A 24,025-nucleotide genomic window follows, 5' to 3' on the forward strand; every position below is an offset into this window, starting at 1 on the left:
GCATTCCGGTTGTTCCGAACCACTGTAGTGCCGCCCTTCGGAGCACTACGTATGCGTTCCCGAGCATGTTCGAAGGAAAGACGCGCGTCTTTGGCTCGTGGTTGCCGAGGGACGGACGTGACCGATCTCAAGTGATCGCGGGGGCGGTCCTGGTCAGGCACTTTTGGGGGCAGAGCCGACCAATCAAGATCACTTATTACCGGGTGCCGGGCGCGTTGTCGGTGGCAGGTGCGAGGATGCCTCCCAGTACTGGCCGACGTGCTCGTGTGGGGTGGGGGGAAGTCCGCGCCCGCAGACCCGCGCAGAAGGGACCGCTGACGCCGATGCAGATCCGGCTGACCGTCGTAGACCCGCTGGGCCCCTCCCCGCAGCGGGGCCGCGCCGCGAGCCGCGACGTGCTGGTCACGGCGCCCGCGGGCACGGAACTCGGCGCGGTCGCGTCGGCACTGGCCGGAGCGGGCGGCGGGGACGGCGGCACCGGCCGGGACACCGGCGGCGCGGCCGTCGTGATCTACGCCGGCACCGACCGCCTGGACCTGCGCCGCTCCACGCTCGGCGAGCCTCCGCTGGTCGACGGCGCCGTGCTGTCCCTGGGCGCCCCCGCGGTGGCCGAGCCGCACCCGGAACTGGACGACGCGCCGACCCAGCTGCACGTGGTCGCGGGCCCGGACGCGGGCGGGGTCCATCTGCTGCACGGCGGCCGCATCACCGTCGGCCGCTCCGGCGAGGCCGACGTGCCGCTGGACGACCCCGACGTCTCCCGGCTGCACTGCGCGGTCACGGTCGGCGCGGACGGCCGCGTCTCGGTCGCCGACCTCGGGTCCACGAACGGCACGACGCTCGACGCGGTGCGCGTCACCGACCGTCCGGTGCGGTTCCCCGCCGGGGCGCTGCTGCGGATCGGCGAATCGGCGCTGCGGGTTACTCCTTCCGGGGGACCCGGGGCCCGCGTGGAGACGGTGGCCGACGGGGAAGGGTGCGTACGGGTCGCCGCAGGGGGCGGGCAGTCCTCGGCGGACGGTGGGGCCCCGGGGGCCGATGGACCCTCCGGTTCCTTCGGGGCCCAGCGGGTGGAGCTTTCCGGAACGACGGCCTCGGGGGGGCATTCCTACGCCCCCGCCGGCTGGGGGGCCGCCGGCGGGGGCGCGGGGGCCCAGGAGCACCGGCGGCGGGAGGCGCCCGCGGTCCCGGGGCAGGGCGGGGCGCCGGGCATGGAGAGCCGTGGCACGGATCCGGCCCACGGCGGGGACACGCACGTGGGACGCCTCGGTGCCGGCGGGCCCGGCGAGGGCACGCGGCGGCGCGGAATCGGCGCCTGGGCCCGGCGGCTGGCCGGCGGGCGGGCCGAGCAGCAGGAGGTCCCGGAGACGTTCCGCGCAACGGCCGCCCCGGCGGGCGCCGCCCCGGTGGCCGAGGCACCCCGGCGGCCGGACACCTGGCCGGACCCGGCGGCCCTGCTGCTGACGGTGCTGGGCCCCGGGCCCCGGCTGTGGGAGCGGGGGCCGGGACACCCGGAGGCGCTGACCGTACGGCTGGGCACCGCCGACCGGAGCGCGCCGGGCGGTTCCGGGCTGCTGCCCGCCGTCCCGGTGACCGCGGCGCCGCGCGAGGCGGGCGCGCTGGGTCTCGCCGGGCCGCGTCCCCGGCTGTCCGGCCTCGCCCGTGCCGTGGTGGCCCAGCTCGCCGCGCTGCACTCGCCGGATCTGCTGGAGATCGTGCTGATCAGCGCCGACCGTTCGCGCCCGGTGGAGGAGCGCGCGGCCGAGTGGTCCTGGCTCGGCTGGCTCCCGCACGTCAGGCCGGGGCACGGCCAGGACTGCCGCCTGCTGCTGGCCTACGACCGGGAACAGGCGGCGGCCCGCACGGAGGAGCTCCTGCGCCGGCTGGAGGACCACGCGGCCACGGGAAGGACCGCCGCGCACCCCACGCGCGTCCCGGCACCCGGCGCGCCCGCACTCGGCACGCCTGCCGGCACCCCGAGGATCCCCACCCAGAGCACCTCCCGGTCCGCGGGCACGGCCCCGACCGCGCCCGGCGGCCACGGCCAGGCCCAGCCGGGCCCGTACGACCGCTCCACCGCACCCGTGCGGGGCACCGTTCCGGCCGCGTCCGGTCCCTATGACCAGGCCGCACCCGGTCCGTACGACCAGAACCGGCCCCACCCCGCGGGCACGGCCCCGACCGCGCCCGGCGGCCATGCCCAGGCCCAGCCGGGCCCGTACGCCCCCGGTCACCCTGGGCCCGCCCCCTCCGCCCAGGGCCACGCCCCCCACGGCCAGGGGGTCCCGGGCGCATACGTCCCCGGCCAGGCCGGGCCCACGCCTCCCGCGCCCGGGACGGCCGGAACCCCGGGCTTCGCCGCGGGCGCCCCCGCCGGCCCGGTCGACCAGGGCACCCCGCCCGCGCCACACCGAGCGGCCCACGGCCCCGGTCGGGCTCCCGGCGCCCCGGTGGCCGCCCCCGGCCGGCGGCCCTCCTGGGCCAGGGAGGACGCCGGGCCGGACGGGGCCGTCGGGTTCGCGGGGCCGTACACGGTCGTCGTGGTGGACGGCGATCCCGGCGGCGCCGCGCTGCGGGAGGCCGTGGCGCGGCTCGCCGTGGCCGGGCCGCGGGCCGGGATCCATGTGCTGTGCCTGGCCGAGACCGACCCGGCCTCGCCCGCCTCCCCCGTGGCGACGACGTACGAGGCCGCGTGCGCGGCGACCCCGACGTTCCGGCACTGCGGTGCCGTGGCCCTGCTCAGCGGCGACGTCGCCGGCGCGCTGCAGCTGCTGCGGGTGGCGCCGGGCGGTCCCGTCGGGACCGGCACGGTCGCCGCGGTGGACGCCGTCTCCGCCGCCTGGGCGGAGCGGTTCGCGCGGGCACTGGCGCCCCTGCGCCCGGACGGCCCGCCCGGCGAGCCGCACGCGCGCGTGGCCACGCCGTTGCCGCAGTCGGCGCGGCTGCTGGACGAGCTGGGGCTGGCCCGGGCCACCCCCGCGTCACTGATGGCGCGCTGGGCGGACGCCGCCGACGACACCGAGGCGCTGGGCGGCCGGGCCCGCGCGGTGCTCGGTGCCGGACCGCGCGGCCCGGTTACCGCGGACCTGGTGGCCGACGGTCCGCACCTGCTGGTCGAGGGGCCGCCCGGCAGCGGCCGTACGGAGCTGCTGCGGGCCGCGGTGGCCTCGCTGGCGGCAGCCGAGCGGCCGGACCGGCTGAGCGTGGTGCTGATCGACGGCCGGGACGGGACCGGCGCGGGCGCCGCGCGCGGCGAGGGCCTGCGCGCGTGCACGGACATACCGCACGTCACCACCCACCTCGTCGCCAACGACCCCGTGCGCATGCGGGAGTTCGCGCAGTCGCTGACGGCCGAGCTGAAGCGGCGGGCCGAGCTGCTGGGGCGGACCGACTTCGCGCAGTGGCACGCGGGGCGCGAGGTCTCCGGCCGGATCGTCGCCCAGCGCGCCCCGGTCGGCAACGGCGACATAGAGGCCCCGCCCAGTTCCACCCTGCGGCTGCGGCCGGGCGCGGCGGCCCGGCAACGCGCGGAGGCCGCGCCGCCGTTGCCCCGGCTGGTGGTGGTCGCCGACGACCTGGACGCGCTGGTCTCCCCCGCGCTCGGTTCGCCGGGCCGGCCCGCCGCCGGGTCGGTGATGCGGGCGCTGGAGGCGGTGGCCCGGGAGGGCGAGCGGCTCGGGGTGCACCTGGTGGCGGCGGCCGCGACCGGGGGCCGTACGGCGGAGACCGAGCCGGTGCGCCGGGCCGGGCTCAGGGTCACGCTGGAGGCCGCCATGCCCGGACCGGACGAACCGGCGCCGGGACGCGGGCGGTTGGTGTGGGCGGACGGGCGGAGCGTCGGTTTCCAGGGCGGCCGGGTGACCGGCCGTATCCCGCGGACGGCGACCCAGCGGCCCACGGTGGTCCCGCTGGACTGGCAGCGCATGGGCGACCCGCCGGCCCGCCGGCCGGTCCGGGAGCTGGGCAACGGCCCCACGGACCTGGCGCTGCTGGCGAGCGCGGTGGAGCGGGCCGCCCGGGAGGTCGCGGCGGCACAGGTGCCCTCCCTGCTGTGATGCCCTCCCTGTTGTGACCGCAGCCGTGACCGCGGCGGTGACCGGGGCCGTGGCCGGAGACCGGCGGTCCCCCGAAGTCCGCGCGCATACGCCGCCGGTCACGAGCGGGTCACGATGAGATGCCGTACGGCGCAGGCGCTCTTGCCGCCCTTGAGCGGCCCGGCGTAGACCGGAGCGCACGGGACACTCTTCTGATGTTCAACGACGTTCAACGGAGAACGACGAACGGGGAAGTGATGCGCAGAACGAGCAGCACCATCCGGACAGACAGGGCCGTCGCCACGTGCGCCGCACTGCTCGCGGGAGCCCTCGCGCTCACCGCCTGCTCCAGCGGCGGCAAGGACGAGAAGAGCGGCGGGGGCGACGGCGGGAGCCCCACCGCGGGCGGTTCCTCCGTCGCACTGCCGAAGCTGAACGGCGCGAACCTGGAGATCGCCGCCGTCTGGACCGGCCAGGAGCAGACGAACTTCAAGAAGGTCCTCGCGGAGTTCGAGAAGCGCACCGGTGCGAAGGTCACCTTCGTGCCCGCGCAGGACCCGATCATCAACTTCCTCGGTTCGAAGATCGCGGGCGGCCAGCCGCCGGACGTGGCGATGCTGCCGCAGCCGGGCGCCATCAAGCAGGCCGTGCAGAAGGGCTGGGCCAAGCCGGTCGGGCCGGATGCCCTGAAGCAGCTCCGGGCGAACTACTCGCAGGGCTGGCAGGACATCGGCAAGGTCGACGGCAAGCAGTACGGCGTCTACTACAAGGCCGCCAACAAGTCGCTGGTCTGGTACAACGCGAAGGTCTTCGAGAACGCGGGCGCCAAGGAGCCCAAGACCTGGAAAGACCTGCTGACCACCGCCCAGGCGGTGTACGACTCCGGTGTCACCCCGTTCTCGGTGCCCGGCGCGGACGGCTGGCCGCTGACCGACTGGTTCGAGAACGTCTATCTGTCGCAGGCGGGCCCCGAGAAGTACGACCAGCTCGCCCAGCACAAGATCAAGTGGACCGATCCGTCGGTGAAGCAGGCGCTGACGACGCTGGCGCAGATCTGGGGCAAGAAGGACTACCTGGCGGGCGGTCAGGACGGCGCTCTGCAGACGGAGTTCCCGAACTCGGTCACCCAGACCTTCACCGGTGGCGACCAGCCGAAGGCGGCGATGGTGTACGAGGGCGACTTCGTGCAGGTCAACATCGCCGAGACCAAGGCGAAGGTGGGCACGGACGCGAAGGTGTTCCCGTTCCCGGCCGTGGGCTCGACCGCGCCGGTGGTCTCCGGCGGCGACGCGGCGGTGGTCCTGAAGGACTCCAAGGCCGCGCAGGCCCTGGTCACCTTCCTCGCCTCCCCGGACGCGGCGACGATCCAGGCGAAGCTCGGCGGCTACCTGTCGCCCAACAAGAACGTGCCGGTCTCGGCGTACCCGAACGCGGTGCAGCAGAAGATCGCCAAGGCGCTGATCGCGTCCGGCGACGACTTCCGCTTCGACATGTCCGACCAGGCACCGCAGGCGTTCGGCGGCACCCCGGGCAAGGGCGAGTGGAAGGACCTGCAGGACTTCCTGAAGAACCCCAAGGACGTCGCGGGCGCCCAGGCGCAACTGGAGAAGGACGCGGCGGCCGCGTACGGAAGCGGGAGCTGATCCGGCCATGGCGTCGGCAGCGGCGGCCGGGGCCCCACCGGGTCCCGCCGCGTCCCGCGGTCGCAGAAGCGTGACCGGCACCCGCAAGACCGTGGCAGTCCTGTTCCTGCTGCCCGCCCTGGTGCTGCTGGGCGCGCTCGTGGTCTACCCGATCGGGTACTCCCTCGTCCGCAGCTTCTACAACGCCTCGGGCGACGGCTTCGCCGGCTTCCACAACTACAGGGCCATCTTCACCGACGACGGCATCCGTACGGCGCTGAAGAACAACATCCTCTGGGTGGTGTTCGCGCCCACGGTGTCCACCGCGCTCGGGCTGATCTTCGCGGTGCTGACCGAACGGGTGCGCTGGGGAACGGCGTTCAAGCTGGTCGTCTTCATGCCGATGGCGATCTCGATGCTCGCGGCCGGGATCATCTTCCGGCTGGTGTACGACCAGGACCCGCACAAGGGCGTAGCGAACGCGGTGTGGGTGGGGGTGCACGACACCTTCGCGCAGTCCTCGGCGTTCCCCCAGGCGCACCCGGGCCGTGAGTCGCCGCTCGTGGCCCAGGAGGGCGGCTTCCTCACCCGGGCCGCCGTGCACGCCGGGCAGCCGGTGGCGCTCCCGCTCGTGGGGGTCGCCCCGGACCAGATGCCGGACAGCGCGCGCAAGGCCGTCGCCGCGAGGCCCGAGCCGGGGAAGGTCACCGGCACCACCTGGCAGGACTTCACCCGCGGCAAGGGGGTCGGCAGGCTCGGCGCGCCCGACCCGTCCGAGCTGGGCTATGCCGGGATGCGGATCGAGGCGGTGAAGGACGGCAAGGTGGTGGCCTCGACGAAGGCCGCCGCGGACGGCACCTTCATGCTGCCCGCGTCGGCGGACGGGGCGCGGCTGAGGCTGCCGGCGGACAACTTCCGGGAGCCGTACAACGGCGTGGAGTGGCTCGGCCCGACGCTGGTCACCCCGGCGATCATCGGATCCTACGTGTGGATGTGGGCGGGCTTCGCCATGGTGCTGATCGCGGCCGGGCTCGCGGGGGTGCCCCGGGAACTGCTGGAGGCCGCGCGGGTGGACGGCGCCAACGAGTGGCAGGTGTTCCGCAGGGTCACCGTGCCGCTGCTCGCGCCGGTGCTCGCGGTCGTCGTGGTCACGCTGATGATCAATGTGCTGAAGGTGTTCGACCTCGTCTACATCATCGCCCCCGGCTCCTCCCAGGACGACGCGAACGTGCTCGCCCTGGAGCTGTACCGGAAGGGCTTCGCGGAGGGCCAGCCGGGCGTCGCGAGCGCGATCGCGGTGTTCCTGCTGCTGCTGGTGATCCCCGTGATGCTGTTCAACGTGCGTCGGCTGCGGCGGGAGGTGCGGCGATGACGGCGACCGCCGAGGGCATGGGGAAGGTGGCGCCCGTCGGCGCGACGGCGGGAGCACGGCAGTCGCTCGGCTCGCGGATCGCGGAGCGGCTGAGCGGCGGGCTGGTCCGCGCGTTCCTGGTCGTCGTGGGCCTGTTCTGGCTGGTGCCGACCATCGGCCTGCTCATCTCCTCGCTGCGCTCCCCCGAGGACATGAGCGCGAGCGGCTGGTGGACGGTGTTCACCAAGCCCTCCCAGCTGACCTTCGACAGCTACCAGAAGCTGCTGGAGAACGGCGACATCACCGGCTCCCTGTGGAACACGGTGCTGATCACGGTGCCGGCGACCCTGCTGGTCGTCGTGATCGGCTCCCTCGCGGGCTACGCGTTCGCGTGGATGGAGTTCCCGGGTCGGGACTGGTGGTTCCTGGGCGTGGTGAGCCTGCTCGTGGTGCCGGTGCAGGTGGCGCTGATCCCGATCGCCGAACTCTTCGGCAAGCTGGGGCTGTTCGGGACGATCCTGGGGGTGGTGCTGTTCCACACGGGCTTCGGCCTGCCGTTCGCGGTGTTCCTGCTGCGGAACTTCTTCGCGGAGATCCCGCGCGAACTGCTGGAGGCGGCCCGGCTCGACGGCGCGGGTGAACTGCGGCTGTTCACCCGGGTGGTGATGCCGCTCGGCGGGCCGGCGATCGCGAGCCTCGGCATCTTCCAGTTCCTCTGGGTGTGGAACGACATGCTGGTCGCGCTGGTGTTCACCAAGTCCGGCACCCAGCCGATCACGGTCGCCCTGCAGACGCAGGTACGGCAGTTCGGGAACAACATCGACGTGCTGGCGCCCGGCGCGTTCATCTCCATGGTGATCCCGCTGGCCGTGTTCTTCGCGTTCCAGCGGCAGTTCGTGACCGGCGTGATGGCGGGCGCGGTCAAGTAGCCCCTCCGGGAGCACGGTTGAGGGGCGGGCCGGCGACGGTTCGCCCCTTTCCGTTCACCGCGATGTACCCCGATCGGCGCCCGAGCCGTAACCAGGTCACTCCATCGGCCGTTCCCGGGCAGAAGGCCCGCGCCGACCGACCCATGGATGCCCCTTGCCCAGGTTCAGTGTCATCGTCCCCGCGTACGAGGTCCAGGCGTACCTCTCCGAGTGCCTGGACTCCGTGCTGTCCCAGTCGTACCCGGACCTCGAACTGATCGCGGTGGACGACTGCTCCCCGGACTCCTGCGGCGCGGTCATCGACGAGTACGCGGCCCGGGACGCGCGCGTCAGGCCCGTCCACCTGGCCGAGAACCAGGGCCTCGGCCGGGCCCGCAACGCGGGCACGGCCGTGGCGACCGGCGACTACCTGGTCTTCCTGGACGGCGACGACACGCTCACCCCGGGCGCGCTGCGGGCGGCCGCCGACCGGATCGGCGAGACGGCCGAACCGGACGTGCTGGTGTACGACTACGCGCGCACCTACTGGGACGGCACGGCGGAGCGGAACCACCTCGCGGCCGAGCTGGCCCAGGAGGGTCCCGCGCCGTTCCGCCTCGCGGACCGGCCGGGGCTGATCAGGGTGCTGATGGTCGCCTGGAACAAGGCGTACCGGCGGGAGTTCGTGGCGGCCGGGGGGTTCGCCTTCCCGCCGGGCTACTACGAGGACACCGCCTGGACCTTCCCGGTGCTGATGGCGGCGGAGACGGTCGCGACCCTGGACCGGGTGTGCGTGCACTACCGGCAGCGCCGCCAGGGAAACATCCTCGGCACCACCAGCCGGCGGCACTTCGACCTCTTCGAGCAGTACGACCGGGTGTTCGCCTACGTCGCGGACCATCCCGAACTGGACCTTTGGCGGCCGGAGTTGTTCCGGCGGATGATCGACCACTACGCCGTGGTGTTCACCCGGCGGGGCAGGCTGCCGCGCGGCAGCCACGGCGAGTTCCTGCGCCGGGCCCGCGCCCACTACCGCCGCCACCGGGTACCGGGCGCGCGGCTGCGGCGCCGGCACGCCCTGGTCCGCTTCGGTCTGCACCGCACCTTCCGGGCGCTCCAGCTGGCCGCGGCCGTCCGCCGGCGCGTCGGGAAGTCCGCGGTGAAGTCGGCCCGCGCCGTGCGCTCCGGCCTGCTCCGGCTGCACTACCGGGTCCAGCTGCGCCTGCCCCTGCGTCCCGACCGGGCGGTGTTCGCCGCCGACGGGGGCCGGGGCCACGGCGGCGACCCGGGCGCCCTGGAGGAGGCGTTTCGCGCGTACGCCCCGCACATCGCCACCGCCTGGGTCGCCGGTCCCGGGCCCGGGCACACGGTGCCGCCGGGCCCGCGGCGCGTCGGCCGGGGCACGGCCGCGTACTGGACGGCGCTGGCCCGTTCCACGTACCTGGTGACCGACACCGCCTTCGACCGGGGGATGCGCAAGCGGCTCGGACAGGTCTACGTGCAGACCCGGCAGGGCACCCCGCTCGGGCACGCGGGCCTCGACCTCCAGGAGCGCCCGGCGGCGGCCCGGGACACGGACTTCGAGGAGCTGCTGCGGGAGGCCGGCCGGTGGGACCACGTCCTGTCGGGCAACCGGCACTCCACCCTGACCTGGGAGCGGGTCCACCCGGGCCGGTACACCACCCTGGAGTACGGCTCGCCCCGCAACGACGTCTTCCAGCGGGCGACGTCCGCGGACGTGACCCGGCTGCGCGAGTCCCTCGGCGTCCCCGAGGGCACGGTCGCGATCCTGTACGCGCCCGCGCACCGCGACCACCGCCGCACCCAGCTGCCGCAGCTGGACCTGGAGCGGTTCCTGCGCCGCCTCGGCCCGCGCTTCGCGGTCCTGGCCCGCACGCCCGGTGACGTGCCGGCCGAGGGCGTCCGGGTCATCGACGTCTCCGGGCGTGCGAGCGTGCCGGACCTGTGCCTCGCCTCGGACGCGCTGCTCACCGACTACGCGTCGGTCATGTTCGACTACGCGGCCCTGGACCGGCCGATCGTCCTGCACACCCCGGACCGGGAGGCGTACGAGGCGACCCGCGGCGTCTACTTCGACCTGGGCGAGTTCCCGCCGGGCGCGGTCGCGCGCGGCGAGGACGAGCTGATCGACGTCTTCGCCTCAGGCCACTGGTGCGGCTCGCGCTCCGCCCGGCTGAGGGCCGCGTTCCGGGAGCGGTTCTGCCCCTGGGACGACGGCCGCGCCGCCGAACGGGTCGTACGGCACGTGGTGCTGGGCGAGACGGAGCCGCTGCCGGTGGTCCCGCTCGAGGAGCGCACACCGGCGCCGCCCGCGGCCCGCGCACGCACCCCGCTGACCACCGTGCCGCAGCCTTCCGGGCCCGTTCCCGTCACCGGACGCTCCTGAACACCGCCTGTCCCACCGGGAGTTCCCCATGCCCCTCGGTTCGACGCGGCCCACCCCGAGCCGGCCGTCCACCTGGCGTCCGGCGGGACGGCCCGGCCGTGTCCGCAGGACGACGGAAGCGCTGCCGCACGAGGACGTGCCCGGCAGCCGCATCCGGCTGCCGGGCCAGGCCCTGGGCGGGTGTCACTCGACGACGAGGTCGACCTCGATGTTGCCGCGGGTGGCGTTGGAGTAGGGGCAGACCTGGTGGGCGGTCTCGATCAGCTTGCGGCCGGTCGCCTCATCCACGGTGTCCGGCAGCTCGATACGCAGGGTGACCTTCAGGCCGAAGCCCTCGCCCTGCTTGCCGATGCCGACCTCGGCGGTCACGGCCGCCTCGCTGACGTCCACCTTCGCCTGGCGGCCGACGAGGCCGAGGGCGCTGCCGAAGCAGGCGGCGTAACCGGCGGCGAAGAGCTGCTCGGGGTTGGTGCCCTCACCGTTGCCGCCCAGCTCCACCGGCGGGGCCAGCTTGAGGTCGATCCTGCCGTCGGAGGAGACGGCACGGCCCTCACGGCCGTGGGTGGCGGTGGCGACGGCGGTGTACAGCGCGTCCATGGAGACCATCCCTTTACGAAGTCGGTGTTCCGGCGGCTCCTGTCCCGGCCGCCGGACGAGCTCAAGTAGAGCACACAATTAAGTTGCACACAACTGAATCGGTCGCAAGAGCTATCCTGAGGCCATGACCGCCTCGCCCACCGCCCCCGGCTCCGACTGGCTCCGCCTGGACCGCCAGATCTGCTTCTCGCTGCACGCCGCGTCCCGCGCCTTCAACGGCGTCTACCGCGTGATCCTCAAGGACCTCGGACTCACCTACCCGCAGTACCTGGTGATGCTGGTGCTGTGGGAACAGGGGGACCTGCCGGTCAAGAAGCTCGGCGAGCACCTGCGGCTCGACTCCGGCACGCTGTCCCCGCTGATCAAGCGGCTGGAGGCGGCCGGCCTGGTGCGCCGCGAGCGCAGCGCGCAGGACGAGCGGTCGGTACGGGTGCTGCTGACCGAGGAGGGAACGGCCCTGCGCGAGCGGGCCCTGGAGGTCCCCCGCCGCATCATGGGGGCGACCGGCTTCGACCTGACGGAGATCGTCGAGCTGCGCGAACGGCTCGACCGGCTCACCACCGCGCTGGACGCGGCCGCGGTGGCGGAGGCCCGCTCCGCGCACTGACCGCACGGACGTAGAGCCGTACGACCGCCCGGCCCCGCACCGCCTCTCCGCCGTCCGTGAACTCCCTGCGCAGCACGGCGAGTTTGGCCCGCTCCACGGGGTTGCGCGGGGTCCACCGCCCGGCCAGCACGGCCCGGTCGGCGACGACCCACACCCGGTCGAGCCGGGCCAGCCGCCCCAGCAGCTCCGCCGGCGCGACCTCCTTGCCGTACAGCGTCCCCGACACGTCCGCCGGCTCCGCGAGCGCCACGTCCCGCACCCGCCGGAACGCCCCCGGGTACGCCAGCGCCGTGTTCCGCGTGTACGACGGCAGGTACATCACCGCGTCGCCGTCCCGCATGCGCGAGGCGGTCCGGGCGATGGCGGCGAGGTCGTCGGGACGGGCCGCGGGGTCGCGGTCCGCACGCAGCAGGGGGAACTGCTGGGCGAGGACGAGGCAGACGGCGAGGACCCCGGCGAGGGTGACCGCGACGGACCCCCGGGCGGGGCGGCCCGTCGGACGGGCGAGCAGCCCCGCCACCCGCTCGGCCCCCGCGGCGGCCAGCAACGGCGCCCCCGCGAGCGCGTACAGCACGTACCGGTCGACGTACAGCGGCGAGACCTGCGACGCCAGCATCAGCACCACCGGCGGCAGGACCGTCAACGGCAGCGCCACACCCGCACAGGTGATTTCCCCGCGCGCTCCCACCAGACCGGCGAGCCCCACCACCGCGAGCCCCAGACACCCCCAGTACACGCCCGGGGCCGGTCCGAGGAACTCCCGCAGCAGCTCCCGCGCGGTGTCCGTCGTGGGTCTCTGCAGCCACGCCACCTGGGCCGCCTGCGCCCGCGACACCAGCACCATCGGCACCAGCGCGAGGGCGACCGCGCCCGCCGCGCACGCCCACCCCCGCCACACCCGCGCCGCCGCCCGGGCCGAGGCCAGGGCCACCGCGTGGGCGAGCAGCAGCAGGACCGCGAACTCGTGCAGCCAGCAGGTGAGACCGAGGACGGCGCCGTACGCCCACCAGGAGGCGCCCCGCACGGCACGGACGAACAGCAGGGTGGCGCAGGTGGCGCCGGCCGCGACCAGCGCGTAGGAGCGGCCCTCCTGGGCGTAGTGGCCGACCATCGGGTTGACGGCGTAGAGCAGTCCGGCCCACAGCCCCGCGCGCGGCCGCAACAGCCGGGCGCCCAGCGCGGCCACCAGGCCCGCCGTCGCGGCCGCCGCGCACACCGACGGGAGCCGTAGCACCACCTCGCCGGGACGGACGGCGAGGACGGCGTGCATGAACAGGTAGTACAGGCCGTGCACGGCGTCCACGCCGTGCAGCAGCCGCCAGATCTGCGGCACCGTGCGCCGCCCCACCTGGTAGGTGACGGCCTCGTCGCGCCACATCCCGCCCCGGTCGAGCCGCCAGAGCCCGAGCGCCAGCATCACCAGCGCGGGCAGGCACACCACGGCGGCACCGCGGATCCGTGCCGGTACCCGACGGGGGGTGTGCCCCGTCGCGCCCGCCGGGACGACCGCCGCCGCCCCGGCCGTCCGGCGCGAACGGGGGTTCCGTGACTGCGCTTTCACACCAAGCCCGACGTTCACCATGGCCCGATCTTTTGTGATTAGCCAACTCTTGTTGGCCGTTGCGGCGTATCGGCAGGGATACACCATCAGCCCGGCTTAGGCTCCCACGTGATGAACCGACTCCGTGTCACCCCCGGCCCGGTCCTCGCCCTCACCGCCGCCTGGCTCGCCACCCGGGCCCTGATGCTCTGGCTGCTCGCGCACGAGAGTTCCTCCCTGCTCAGCGGGGGTGCGGTGGCCCGGGAGGTGTGGCGCCTGTACTTCCACTGGTACGGCGTCCTCGCGCACGGCTCCTTCCCGTCCGGCGACACCCTGTGGCAGTACCCGCCCGGCGCGGGGGCGGTACTGCTGGTGCCGGGCCTGGTACCGGGGTTGACGTACTTTCAGGCGTTCGTGGCACTGACGCTCGCCGTGGACGCGCTGACCGCGGTGGTCCTGGTCCGCGTGGGCGGCCGGCCCGGGCGCAGCCTGCGCGGCGCGGCCGTCTGGGCCGGCGGACCGCCGCTGCTGCTGCACCTTCCGCTGGCCCGGTACGACGTCCAGGTCACCGCCCTGGCCGTCCTCTCCCTGCTGGCGCTGGAGCGCTCCCCGCGCGCGGGCGGGGTGCTCGGGGCGCTGGGCGCGCTGGTGAAGGGGTGGCCGGCGCTGGTGCTGCTGGGCGCTCCCCGGGGACGGACGACCCGCACGGCGTGGGTGTGGGCGGCGGCCGCCGGGGCCGCCGCCCTGGGCCTCTTCGCCGTATCGTTCCGCCATCCGCTGTCCTTCCTGCGCGAGCAGGGCGGTCGCGGGGTGCAGATCGAGTCGCTCGGCGGTACGGCGCTCAACCTCGCCCGGCACGCCGGTTGGCCCGGCCGGCCCCGCTACCGGTACGGCGCCGTCGAGATGGTCGGCCCGCACGTGCCCGGCGTCGCCACCGCCTCCCTCGCGCTCACGGCCGTCGCCTTCGGCGTGCTGGTGCTGTGGCGGGTGCGGGCCCGGTGCTGGAGCGAGGCCACGCCGTACGACGCGGCGCTGTGCGCGGTGCTGCTGTTCACGGTCACCAGCCGGGTGATCAGCCCCCAGTACATGGTCTGGCTGCTCGGCCTGACCGCCGTCTGCCTGACCTCGCGCCGCACCAGTCAGCGCCCGGTGGCCCTGCTGGTGCTCCTGGCGACGGCGCTGAGCACGGCGGTGTACCCGATGCTCTACGGTGAGGTGATCGTCGGCAGCTGGGCCGGCTGCCTGCTGATGCTCGGCCGGAACGGGTTGCTGACGGCCGCCGCGCTGGTGTCCTTCGCCCGGTTGTGGCGGGCCGCGAGGCCACCGGCAGCAAAGAGCGGGCAAACGACGGAACCCCGGCCCGATTCCCACCGTCTTCCGGACCGAACGTTAAGCCTCTCTTAACGGGGTATTACCGAACATTTCTACGCTCCCGGCCCGTGGACTCCATGCACCCTGACCCGTCCGACCTGCCCAAGGCCTCCGCGACCGAGCGATCTTCACGGGTCGCCGTCGTCGTGATCGGCTACAACGACCGCGCCCACGTGGGCGACGCGGTGCGTTCGGCGCTGTCCCAGGGGCCCTCGGTGGCCGAGGTGATCGCCGTGGACGACTGCTCCACGGACGGCAGCGCCGAACTGCTCGCCCGGATGGCCGAGGCCGAGCCCCGGCTGCGGGTGGTGCGCCGGGAGGAGAACAGCGGCGGCTGCGGCACCCCGCGCAACACCGGCATCGAGGCAGTGACCGCGCCGTACGTGATGTTCCTGGACAGCGACGACGTGCTGCCGCCGGGCGCGGTGGACGCCCTGCTGACGGCGGCCACGGAGGCGAACGCCGAGGTCACGAGCGGCCTGTGCGTGCGCAGGGAGCTGCCCTCGGGGCGCGAGCAGCCCTGGCAGGAGTCCCTCTACGCCGCGCACACCGTGCTCACCCGCCCCGCCCAGCGGCCGCGGCTGGTCCACGACACGCTGTGCGTCAACAAGCTCTACCGCACCGACTTCCTGCGCGAACACGGCATCCGCTTCCCCGAGGGCCGCTTCCTCTACGAGGACATCGTCTTCACCTCGCGCGTGCTGGCGGCCGGCCCACGCATGGTGCTCGTACCGGAGCGCGTGTACGTGTGGCACGTGCGCCGGTCGGCCGAGCAGCTGTCGCTCTCCCTGGACCGGGCGCACATAGGCAACTGGAAGGCGCGCACCGAGGCGTGCGCGCTGGCGTACGACATCCTGCTGGGCGCCGGGCAGAAGGAGCTGGCGCGGGCGGCGCGGGCCAAGTTCCTCGACCACGAGGTGCGCATGTACGTGCGCGAGCTGGGGCTGCGCGACGCGGACTACCGGGACGCGTGGTGGACGCACACCCGTGAGTACCTGGAGCGCTACGACGCCGCCGACTGGGAGCTGAACCCGTCCGCGCCCGGCCGGCTGCTCGGCCGGGTGATCGTGGAGTCCCCCGGGCCGCGCGACCTGCCCAGGCTGCGGGAACTGGCCGCCCGCCCGGCGCGCCTGCTGCCGCCGTACGCCCAGACCCCCGACGGCGTCCCGGTGTGGTCCGACGACCTCGCCCAGGTCACCCTCACCCCGTTCCTGACCCGCCCCACCCATGTGCTGCCGCTCGCGGTGGACGCGGAACTGAGCCCCCGCGGGCGGGCCACGGCGCTGTGCCTGCGGCTGCACGAGCTGTACGGCCGGGTGGCCGAGGCGGACCCGTGCGAGCTGGACGTGGTCTGGGAGTCCCGCGAGGACGACCGGACCCAGGGGCTCACCACGATCCCCCTCGCGTCCTCGGGCGCGGACGTCTGGACCGCCGAGGTGCCGGTCGACCTGGCCGGTCTCGGCGCGGGCACCTGGGACCTGCGGCTGACCCTGCGCTTCGCGGACGGCACGCACCGGGAGATCACCGCGCACGCCCGTGCGGGCGCCGGCCGGCTGCGCCGGCGCGCGGTCCCGAGCCTGCGGTACGGCGTGCTCCTGGTGCAGCCGTACGCCACGCACTCCGGCGCGCTCGCGGTGCGCCTGGCGGCGGGCGTGAGCGGGGTCCTGCAGGTGCTCCGCGGCCGGCTCCGCCGCCTGGTTCACTGAGACAGCCCCCTGATTCACTGACACACGGGGGCCAACAGACGAGGAGACGGCCACATGACCTGGCTCATCACCGGCGGCGCCGGATACATCGGGGCGCACGTCGTACGGGCGATGACCGAGGCGGGCGAACGCACGGTCGTCTACGACGACCTGTCCACGGGAGTCGCCGAGCGCGTACCGGCCGAGGTGCCGCTGGAGCGGGGCTCCACCCTGGACGCCGACCGGCTGGCCCAGGTCCTCGCCGAGCACGAGATCACCGGGGTCGTGCACCTGGCGGCGAAGAAGCAGGTGGGCGAGTCGGTGGAGCTCCCGCTGCACTACTACCGCGAGAACGTGGAGGGCCTGCGCGTCCTGCTGGAGGCGGTGACGCGGGCGGAGGTCCCCTCCTTCGTGTTCTCCTCCTCCGCCGCCGTCTACGGCATGCCGGACGTGGACGTGGTCACGGAGGAGACCCCCTGCCTCCCCATGTCGCCGTACGGCGAGACGAAGCTGGCGGGCGAGTGGCTGGTGCGCGCGACGGGCCGGGCGACCGGGCTCGCCACCGCCTCGCTGCGCTACTTCAACGTGGCGGGCGCGGCCGCCCCCGAACTCGCCGACACCGGCGTGTTCAACCTGGTCCCCATGGTCTTCGAGAAGCTCACCGAGGGCGCGGCGCCGCGGATCTTCGGCGACGACTACCCGACCCCCGACGGCACCTGCGTGCGCGACTACATCCACGTGGTCGACCTGGCCGAGGCCCACGTCACCGTCGCCCGGGCGCTGCGCTCCACGCCCGGCACCGACCTCACCCTGAACATCGGCCGCGGGGAGGGCGTCTCCGTCCGCGAGATGATCGACCGCATCAACGCGGTCACCGGCTACGACCGCCCCCCGACCGTCACGGCCCGCCGCCCCGGCGACCCCGCCCGCGTCGTCGCCTCCGCCGACCGCATCGCCACCGAACTGGGCTGGCAGGCCAAGTACGACACCCAGGACATGATCACCTCGGCCTGGGAGGGCTGGCTCCACCACCACCCGGAGGCCGCCCGCGCGTAGCGGCCCCCGCGAAGTCGCGGCGCCGGCGACAGCACGCCCGACCCCCGCCGCCACGGGGGTCACGGGCGGGTTCGGCCGGCCCGGGGCCGGCCGGGGGCTCATAGGGCCCTGAGGGCCCCCGCCGTGGCGCGCGCCAGTTTCTCCAGGTAGCCCTTCGGGGGCTTGGGGGAGCGGATGACCACCGAGCGCCAGTACAGCGGGCCGGAGATCAGGTCGAGGACGAGGTCGGCGTCGAGCCCCGCGCGCACCTCCCCGCGTGCCTCCGCCGCCGCCACGATCCTGCTGGCGACGCCCTCCTGCCCGTCCCGCAGGGCCTTCTGGAAGGCGTCGGCGATGTCGGGGTTGCGGGCCGCCTCGGCCTGCAGGTCGGGGATGATCTGCGAGGCGACCGGGTGGCGCAGGGCGCGTGACGTCACCTCGTACAGCAGCCGCAGGTCTCCCTCCAGGGAGCCGGTGTCCGGGACCGGCAGGCCCAGCACCGCCATCGCGGAGACCACGTCCAGGACCAGGTGCAGCTTCGAACGCCAGCGCCGGTACACCGCCGTCTTGCCGACGCCCGCCCGCCGCGCGATCCCCTCGATGCTCATGCGGGCGTAGCCGACCGCCGCCAGTTCCTCGAAGACGGCCGCGCGAATGGCCTCGGTCACGTCCTCACGGAGCACGGCGGCCCCCGCCGGGGCACGTCGGCGGGCACGCGTCGGCGACGCGTCGGCGGGTTCGGCGGCGTTCGTCGTCATGCGAACAAGCATAGGGCGTCACGACGAAACGGTTGCGTTCCGACGTCGATTGGTTCTACGCTCGCGATGCGACGATACGGTCCCGTCTCGACGTAAGAGAACGTGAAGAGAAGCGTAAGGAAACGCCGGAAGACGGGTCGTGCATGCCGCGGCCCCGGCCCCGTCCGGATCGCAGCACCCCCTCCCCCCGAGTGAAAGCAGCGGATGTGAGCCAGGTCCTCGACACACCGCCCCCGACCCAGGCCCCGGCCGAAGACGATCTCGCGGCGCTCGCCGCCCGGCACGGCCTGACGGTCAGCGGCGCCCGTCCCACGCTGCCGGAGTACGTCCGCCAGCTGTGGGCCCGGCGGCACTTCATCACCGCCTTCGCCACCGCCAAGCTCACCGCGCAGTACAGCGAGGCGAAGCTCGGCCAGGTCTGGCAGGTCATGACCCCGCTGCTGAACGCGGCGGTCTACTACTTCATCTTCGGCGTGCTGCTCGGCACCAAGAAGGGCGTTCCGGACTACATCCCGTTCCTGGTCACCGGCGTGTTCGTGTGGACGTTCACACAGAGCTCGATCCAGGTCGGCACCCGGGCGATCTCGGGCAACCTCGGCCTGGTGCGCGCCCTGCACTTCCCGCGCGCCGCCCTGCCGATCTCCTTCTGCATCCAGCAGCTCCAGCAGCTGCTGTTCTCGATGGCCGCGCTGGTCGTCATCCTGCTCTGCTTCGGCCTGCCGATCACCGCCGGCTGGCTGCTGGTGATCCCCGCGCTGGCCCTGCAGTTCCTGTTCAACGCGGGCATGGCGATGATCATGGCGCGGATGGGCGCCAAGACCCCGGACATCGCCCAGCTGATGCCGTTCGTGCTGCGCACCTGGATGTACGTGTCCGGCGTCATGTGGAGCATCAGCAAGCTCACGAAGAAGGACCACCTCCCGCACATCGTGACGATCATGCTGGAGAACAACCCGGCCGCGGTCTACATCGACCTCATGCGATACGGCCTGATCAAGAGCTTCCACGCCAAGCAGCTGCCCCCGCACGTGTGGCCCACGGCGATCGGCTGGGCGCTGGTCGTCGGTGTCGGCGGCTTCATCTACTTCTGGAAGGCAGAGGAGAAGTACGGCCGTGGCTGAGTACACCCCCGAGAACCCCGAGAACCCCGAGGACGAGGAGTCAGCCGAGGCGCGCATGCTGCGCGAGAAGCGCGAGCGCCTCGCGAACGCCGAGAAGATCCCCACCGTCGTCTGCGACGGCGTCGACATCGTCTACCGGGTCAACGGCACCGGCTCGGGCCGGGGCTCCGCGACCGCCGCCCTCAACCGCATCATGCGCCGCGAGAAGGCCGAGAAGGCAGCCGGCGTGCGCCGGGTGCACGCGGTGAAGAACGTTTCGTTCGTCGCCTATAAGGGTGAAGCGATCGGGCTCATCGGCACCAACGGATCCGGCAAGTCGACCCTGCTGAAGGCCGTCGCCGGCCTGCTGCCGGTCGAGAACGGCCACATCTACACCCAGGGCCAGCCCTCGCTGCTCGGCGTGAACGCGGCCCTGATGAACGACCTCACCGGCGAGCGCAACGTCTACCTCGGCGGTCTGGCCATGGGCATGTCCCGGGAGCAGGTCAGGGAGCGCTACCAGGACATCGTCGACTTCTCCGGGATCAACGAGAAGGGCGACTTCATCACCCTGCCGATGCGCACCTACTCCTCCGGCATGGCGGCCCGCCTGCGCTTCTCCATCGCCGCGGCCAAGGACCACGACGTCCTGCTGATCGACGAGGCCCTCGCCACCGGCGACCGCAGGTTCCAGATGCGCTCGGAGGAGCGGATCCGCGAGCTGCGCGAGCAGGCGGGTACGGTCTTCCTGGTCAGCCACAACAACAAGTCGATCCGTGACACCTGCGAGCGGACCCTGTGGCTGGAACGCGGGGAGCTGCGCATGGACGGCCCGACCGAGGACGTCATGAAGGAGTACGAGGCCTTCACCGGCGACAAGACGGACAAGAAGCCCTCTCCCAAGAAGGCCGCGTGAACCGCGACTGAACAACTGGCCGCGTAAAAACCCCCGAGGGTGAAACCCGGGGCCCGGGAACTCGCTCTTCCTTCCTGGGCCCCGCTCTTACCCCCGTACGAGGTCATCCCTTTCATCCTCTTAGTGACAGTATGTTATGAAGGGGGCCTTAACTCGACGATCGAAGGAGTCCCCTGCGATGCCCCAACTCAGCGTCATCGTCTACGGACCGAACGCACAGGGGCATCTGACGGAGCTACTCGAATCTCTCGAAGCCCGTCCGCTGTCCGACACCGAGGTCATCGTCGCCCCGGTCGGCGACTGGGCGCGGGAGACGGCGGAGGGCCACGCCCCCGAGACGATCGTCGTCCCCCTCCCGGACGGCACCAGCGACGCGGCGGCCCGGGTGGCCGGCGCCGCCCGCGCCTCCGGCCGCTGGCTGCACTTCGTGCACGCCAAGGACGGCCTGCCGGCCGGTGCCCCCCGCCAGATCGCCGAGCGGGCCGCCGAACTGGACGACACGGTCGACGTGCTCCTCTTCGACCACGTCACCACCACCTGGCAGTCGGCCGCCCGGCCCTCCCGCGACGGCCGCTTCCTCGCCGCCGTCGGCCGCGAGGGCCTGCCCCTGGACGAGGCCGCCGACCTGTTGCGCCTCACCCCGCTGCTCGGCAACCGCGCCCTGCGCAGGGAGTTCTGGCAGGCGCACGAGCAGCGGCTCACCACCGCCGACGAGCCCTACGCCGCCCACGCGGCCCTGCTGCGCGCCCGCCGCGTCGCCTCCCTGAACCAGGTGGCGTACGAGAACCGCGAGCTGCGCCCCGAGAGCCTGCCGCCGCTCGCCCCCGAGGACCGGTTCGCGCTCGTCGAGCGCTACGAGTCCCTGCTCCCGCTCACCCGGGACCGCCGCGCCGCCCGCGCGGTGCTGTACGACCTGATGATGCGCGACCTGGTGCGCACCTTCGCCGGTGAGAACCTGCCCGACGCGGTGGCCCGCGAGTTCTTCCGCCGCGCCTCCCTCGCCGCGGTCCGCTGGCGCCCCGAGGACCACGAGCGCCCCGCGGGCGTCGAGGGCGTGCGCCACTCGCTGCTGGAGGAGGGCGCGTACACCAAGTACCGCGCGTTCCAGGCCGCCAACCGCACCCGCCGCGCCGCCAAGAAGGCCGTACGGACCCGCAAGCGCCAGGTGGGCGCCAAGCTGCGCGACCAGCAGTACCAGCGCGCCCTGGCCCGCCCGGTCGACCCCAACCTGGCCGTGTTCGCCGCCTATTGGGAGCGCGGGGTGGCCTGCAACCCGGCCGCGATCGCGGACAAGCTCGCCGAACTCGCCCCGCACATCCACCCGGTGTGGGTGGTGTCGAAGGAGAACGAGGCCCTGCTGCCGCCCGGCACGGACCACGTCATCCCCGGCACCCGCCGCTACTGGGAGATCCTGGCCACCGCCAAGTACCTGGTCAACAACGTCAACTTCCCCAACGCGGTGATCAAGCGCCCCGACGCGGTCCACCTCCAGACCCACCACGGCACCCCGCTCAAGCGCATGGGCCTGGACCAGATGGAGCACCCGGCCGCCGCCAAGGGCCTCGACTTCGCCGCGCTGCTGGGCCGCATCGACAAGTGGGACTACAGCGTCAGCGCCAACAGCCACTCCACCCGTATGTGGGAGCGCGCCTACCCGGCCCGCTACACGTCCCTGGACTACGGCTATCCGCGCAACGACGTCTTCTACCGAGCCACGGCCGCCGACGTCCGCGCCGCCCGCGAGCGCCTCGGCATCGCGCCGGGCAAGACGGCCGTCCTGTACGCCCCCACCCACCGCGACTACGAGGCCGGCTTCACCCCGCGCCTGGACCTGGCCGCCCTCGCCGACCGGCTCGGCGACGACACGGTCCTGCTGGTCCGCGCCCACTACTTCTACGGCGGCGCGGCCTCACCGCTGACCGGCCTGCGCCGTTCCGGCCGGATCATCGACGTCTCCTCGTACGACCCCGTCGAGGAGCTGTGCCTGGCCGCCGACGCGCTGGTCACGGACTACTCCTCGATCATGTTCGACTACGCCAACCTGGACCGGCCGATCGTCGTCTACGCCGACGACTGGGAGACCTACCGGACCACCCGCGGCGTCTACTTCGACCTGATGACGGAGCACCCGGGCCAGGTCGCCCGCACCCAGGAGGAACTCACGGAGATCTTCCTCTCCGGTGCCTGGCGCGACGACAGCGCGACGAAGGCACGGGCCGCGTTCCGGCGCCGGTTCTGCGAGTACGACGACGGCCGCGCCGCCGAGCGGGTCGTACGACGGGTGTTCCTGGGCGAGCCCGAGGACGCGCTGCCACCGGTGCTCCCGCTCGAGGACCGCACCCCCGCCCCGACCCCCGAGGAGGCTTCGGCATGACGACCCCCGACGTGACCGTCACCGTCATCGTCTTCAACGACGCGGCCCGCCTCCCGCGGGCGGTCGCCTCGCTGCGCGCGCAGACGCACGCGAACATCGAGATCATCATCAGCGACGACCACTCCACCGACGACACCCCGGCGGTGGCGCGCCGGCTGGAGGCGGAGGACGACCGCGTCCGCTACCTCCGGCTGCCGGAGAACAGCGGCGGCTGCAGCGCCCCGCGCAACCGGGCCATCGAGATCGCCCGGGCGCCGTACCTGATGTTCCTGGACAGCGACGACGAACTGCCGCCCCACGCGGTCGAGTCGCTGCTCGCCGCGCACCGGGAGCGCGAGGTCGACTTCACCATGGGCGCGGTCCGCCGGGTCCGGGTGGACAACGGCCGCCGCACGACCTGGATGCCGCACCTGGTGGCCGAGCACCGCACGGTGGAGGGCATCGACGCGGACCCGCGGCTGCTCTTCGAGCACCTGTCGACCAGCAAGATGTACGCCCGCTCCTTCCTGGACCGCCACGACCTCCGCTTCCCGGAGGGCATCCACTACGAGGACCAGCTGTTCTCGGCCCAGGCGTACTGCCTGGCAAAGGCGTTCACGATCATCCCGGACCCGGTGTACGTCTGGTACATCGACCCGTACGCGGCGGCGGCCTCGGCGTCCATCTCCAACCAGCGGCACAAGGTCACCAACGTCCGTGACCGCGTCCACGTCCAGCGCCTGATCGACGACTTCCTGGTGGAGAGCGGGCACGCCGGGCTGCGGGAGGACAAGGACTTCAAGTTCCTCAAGCACGACTTCCGGATGTACGCGGGCGACCTGCCCTACCGGGACGACGAATGGCTGGCCGCCTTCGCCGAGATCATGAACCCGTACCTGGAGACCCTGTCTCCCGGCGCGTACGGCCGGCTGCCCCGCCAGGAGCGGGTGGTGCTGGAGCTGCTCCGGGACGGCCGCACGGCCGAGGCCCGGCTGGCGGCCCGCGGGCTGGGCCAGGAGGTGGCACCGCGCCAGGTCACGGCCGACGCCGACGGCGTGCCGTACTGGGGCGAGGGCGTTCCGGACACCGACCGGGGCCGCCGCGAACTGGAGATCACCGACCTGGAGTTGGACACGCGTCCGTTTCCCAGCGCCCAGTTCCGGCACGAGATCACCGGGCTGACCCGGGGCAGCGGGGCCACCCTCACCCTGGCGATCCGCACCTACGACCCCGGGCTGCGCCTGCCGGTCGGGCCGCAGCGCGCCGGTCTGGTGCTGACGCCCGGCGGACGCCGGATGACGGTCCCCTTCCGCCTCGACCCGGTCAGCCCCGGCGTCTTCGAGGGCAGCGTGCGGCTGGACCTGGCCGCCGCCCCGATCCCCGTCCAGGGCTTCGAGGGCATCCGCCACCCCATGGTCCGCCTGAACCAGCAGGGCCTGTCGAACTCCGGCGTGCTGCTGGCGCCGCTCGACTTCCCCACCGCCAGGACCCGCGTCGAGTACCGCTCCGGCGCGACCCCGCACGAGGTCACCGTCGAACCGGAGGGCCGCAACCCGGGCCGCCTCCAGATCCGCTGGCGCCCGGTCGGCGTGACGGCGAGCGTCATCCGCCCCGTCATCCGCAAGATCGCCCGCCCGAAGGTGCGCCAGGCGGCGAAGCTGGTCGCCAGCGTGCTGCGGTAGGAGTCGCCGCACGACAAGCCGCCGCGGCCCCGTGGAGATCTCCACGGGGCCGCGGCGGC

Annotated in this window: 16 protein-coding genes; 13 read left to right on the forward strand and 3 right to left on the reverse strand. The window is 73.5% G+C overall.

What is annotated here, in order from left to right:
- The first annotated feature begins 323 nt into the window (after nucleotides 1-323).
- The 5 genes from ACZ7FF_RS36150 to ACZ7FF_RS36170 all read left to right on the forward strand — a co-directional run bounded on the left by ACZ7FF_RS36150 (nucleotide 324) and on the right by ACZ7FF_RS36170 (nucleotide 10,322).
- A complete protein-coding gene (locus tag ACZ7FF_RS36150) occupies nucleotides 324-4,055 on the forward strand; it encodes an FtsK/SpoIIIE domain-containing protein (RefSeq protein ID WP_470817852.1) in 3,732 nt (1,243 codons plus the stop codon).
- Between the two features lie 236 nt (nucleotides 4,056-4,291).
- Nucleotides 4,292-5,677: an ABC transporter substrate-binding protein gene (locus tag ACZ7FF_RS36155; protein ID WP_470817853.1), complete on the forward strand. Its 1,386-nt coding sequence runs from the start codon at nucleotides 4,292-4,294 to the stop codon at nucleotides 5,675-5,677.
- A 70-nt stretch (nucleotides 5,678-5,747) separates the two neighbouring features.
- Nucleotides 5,748-7,028: a carbohydrate ABC transporter permease gene (locus tag ACZ7FF_RS36160; RefSeq protein WP_470817855.1), complete on the forward strand. Its 1,281-nt coding sequence runs from the start codon at nucleotides 5,748-5,750 to the stop codon at nucleotides 7,026-7,028.
- A complete protein-coding gene (locus ACZ7FF_RS36165) occupies nucleotides 7,025-7,936 on the forward strand; it encodes a carbohydrate ABC transporter permease (RefSeq protein ID WP_470817857.1) in 912 nt (303 codons plus the stop codon). Before ACZ7FF_RS36160 ends, ACZ7FF_RS36165 begins: the two co-directional genes overlap by 4 nt.
- 154 nt (nucleotides 7,937-8,090) lie before the next feature.
- Nucleotides 8,091-10,322: a bifunctional glycosyltransferase/CDP-glycerol:glycerophosphate glycerophosphotransferase gene (locus tag ACZ7FF_RS36170; protein WP_470817858.1), complete on the forward strand. Its 2,232-nt coding sequence runs from the start codon at nucleotides 8,091-8,093 to the stop codon at nucleotides 10,320-10,322.
- Nucleotides 10,323-10,505: 183 nt separating this feature from the next.
- On the opposite strand, the gene ACZ7FF_RS36175 is transcribed toward ACZ7FF_RS36170, so the two are convergent.
- Nucleotides 10,506-10,919 (reverse strand): organic hydroperoxide resistance protein, encoded by a 414-nt coding sequence (locus ACZ7FF_RS36175; protein ID WP_470817859.1) that lies wholly within the window; start codon nucleotides 10,917-10,919, stop codon nucleotides 10,506-10,508.
- A 124-nt stretch (nucleotides 10,920-11,043) separates the two neighbouring features.
- On the opposite strand from ACZ7FF_RS36175, the gene ACZ7FF_RS36180 reads away from it, so the two are divergent.
- Entirely contained in the window at nucleotides 11,044-11,526 is a 483-nt protein-coding gene (locus ACZ7FF_RS36180; protein ID WP_470817860.1) for a MarR family winged helix-turn-helix transcriptional regulator, read from the forward strand.
- On the opposite strand, the gene ACZ7FF_RS36185 is transcribed toward ACZ7FF_RS36180, so the two are convergent.
- Complete coding sequence (locus ACZ7FF_RS36185; RefSeq protein WP_470817862.1) at nucleotides 11,474-12,967, reverse strand: glycosyltransferase family 39 protein; 1,494 nt, start codon at nucleotides 12,965-12,967, stop codon at nucleotides 11,474-11,476. The genes ACZ7FF_RS36180 and ACZ7FF_RS36185 overlap by 53 nt on opposite strands.
- Nucleotides 12,968-13,198: 231 nt before the next feature.
- Between ACZ7FF_RS36185 and ACZ7FF_RS36190 the strand changes: the two genes are divergently transcribed.
- Genes ACZ7FF_RS36190 through galE form a run of 3 tightly spaced genes read left to right on the forward strand, consistent with a single transcriptional unit; the run spans nucleotide 13,199 to nucleotide 17,178 of the window.
- Nucleotides 13,199-14,470, forward strand: a complete 1,272-nt coding sequence (locus tag ACZ7FF_RS36190; protein ID WP_470817863.1) for a glycosyltransferase 87 family protein — start codon at nucleotides 13,199-13,201, stop codon at nucleotides 14,468-14,470.
- Between the two features lie 44 nt (nucleotides 14,471-14,514).
- Nucleotides 14,515-16,143 (forward strand): glycosyltransferase family 2 protein, encoded by a 1,629-nt coding sequence (locus ACZ7FF_RS36195; RefSeq protein WP_470817907.1) that lies wholly within the window; start codon nucleotides 14,515-14,517, stop codon nucleotides 16,141-16,143.
- 54 nt (nucleotides 16,144-16,197) lie between these two features.
- On the forward strand, nucleotides 16,198-17,178 hold the full coding sequence (gene galE, locus ACZ7FF_RS36200; RefSeq protein WP_470817865.1) for a UDP-glucose 4-epimerase GalE: 981 nt from the start codon (nucleotides 16,198-16,200) through the stop codon (nucleotides 17,176-17,178).
- A gap of 98 nt (nucleotides 17,179-17,276) precedes the next feature.
- Here the strand turns inward: galE and ACZ7FF_RS36205 are convergent, their stop codons facing one another.
- Complete coding sequence (locus tag ACZ7FF_RS36205) at nucleotides 17,277-17,915, reverse strand: TetR/AcrR family transcriptional regulator (protein WP_470817867.1); 639 nt, start codon at nucleotides 17,913-17,915, stop codon at nucleotides 17,277-17,279.
- Nucleotides 17,916-18,121: 206 nt separating this feature from the next.
- On the opposite strand from ACZ7FF_RS36205, the gene ACZ7FF_RS36210 reads away from it, so the two are divergent.
- The 4 genes from ACZ7FF_RS36210 to ACZ7FF_RS36225 all read left to right on the forward strand — a co-directional run bounded on the left by ACZ7FF_RS36210 (nucleotide 18,122) and on the right by ACZ7FF_RS36225 (nucleotide 23,966).
- Nucleotides 18,122-19,036, forward strand: coding sequence for an ABC transporter permease (locus ACZ7FF_RS36210; protein ID WP_470817869.1), 915 nt, complete (start codon nucleotides 18,122-18,124; stop codon nucleotides 19,034-19,036).
- Between the two features lie 55 nt (nucleotides 19,037-19,091).
- Nucleotides 19,092-19,931, forward strand: coding sequence for an ABC transporter ATP-binding protein (locus tag ACZ7FF_RS36215; protein WP_470817909.1), 840 nt, complete (start codon nucleotides 19,092-19,094; stop codon nucleotides 19,929-19,931).
- Between the two features lie 178 nt (nucleotides 19,932-20,109).
- Nucleotides 20,110-22,305: a CDP-glycerol glycerophosphotransferase family protein gene (locus ACZ7FF_RS36220; RefSeq protein WP_470817870.1), complete on the forward strand. Its 2,196-nt coding sequence runs from the start codon at nucleotides 20,110-20,112 to the stop codon at nucleotides 22,303-22,305.
- On the forward strand, nucleotides 22,302-23,966 hold the full coding sequence (locus ACZ7FF_RS36225; protein ID WP_470817872.1) for a glycosyltransferase family 2 protein: 1,665 nt from the start codon (nucleotides 22,302-22,304) through the stop codon (nucleotides 23,964-23,966). Before ACZ7FF_RS36220 ends, ACZ7FF_RS36225 begins: the two co-directional genes overlap by 4 nt.
- Nucleotides 23,967-24,025 lie beyond the last annotated feature (59 nt).

The sequence above is a fragment of the Streptomyces sp. NPDC037126 genome (genome assembly GCF_055605965.1).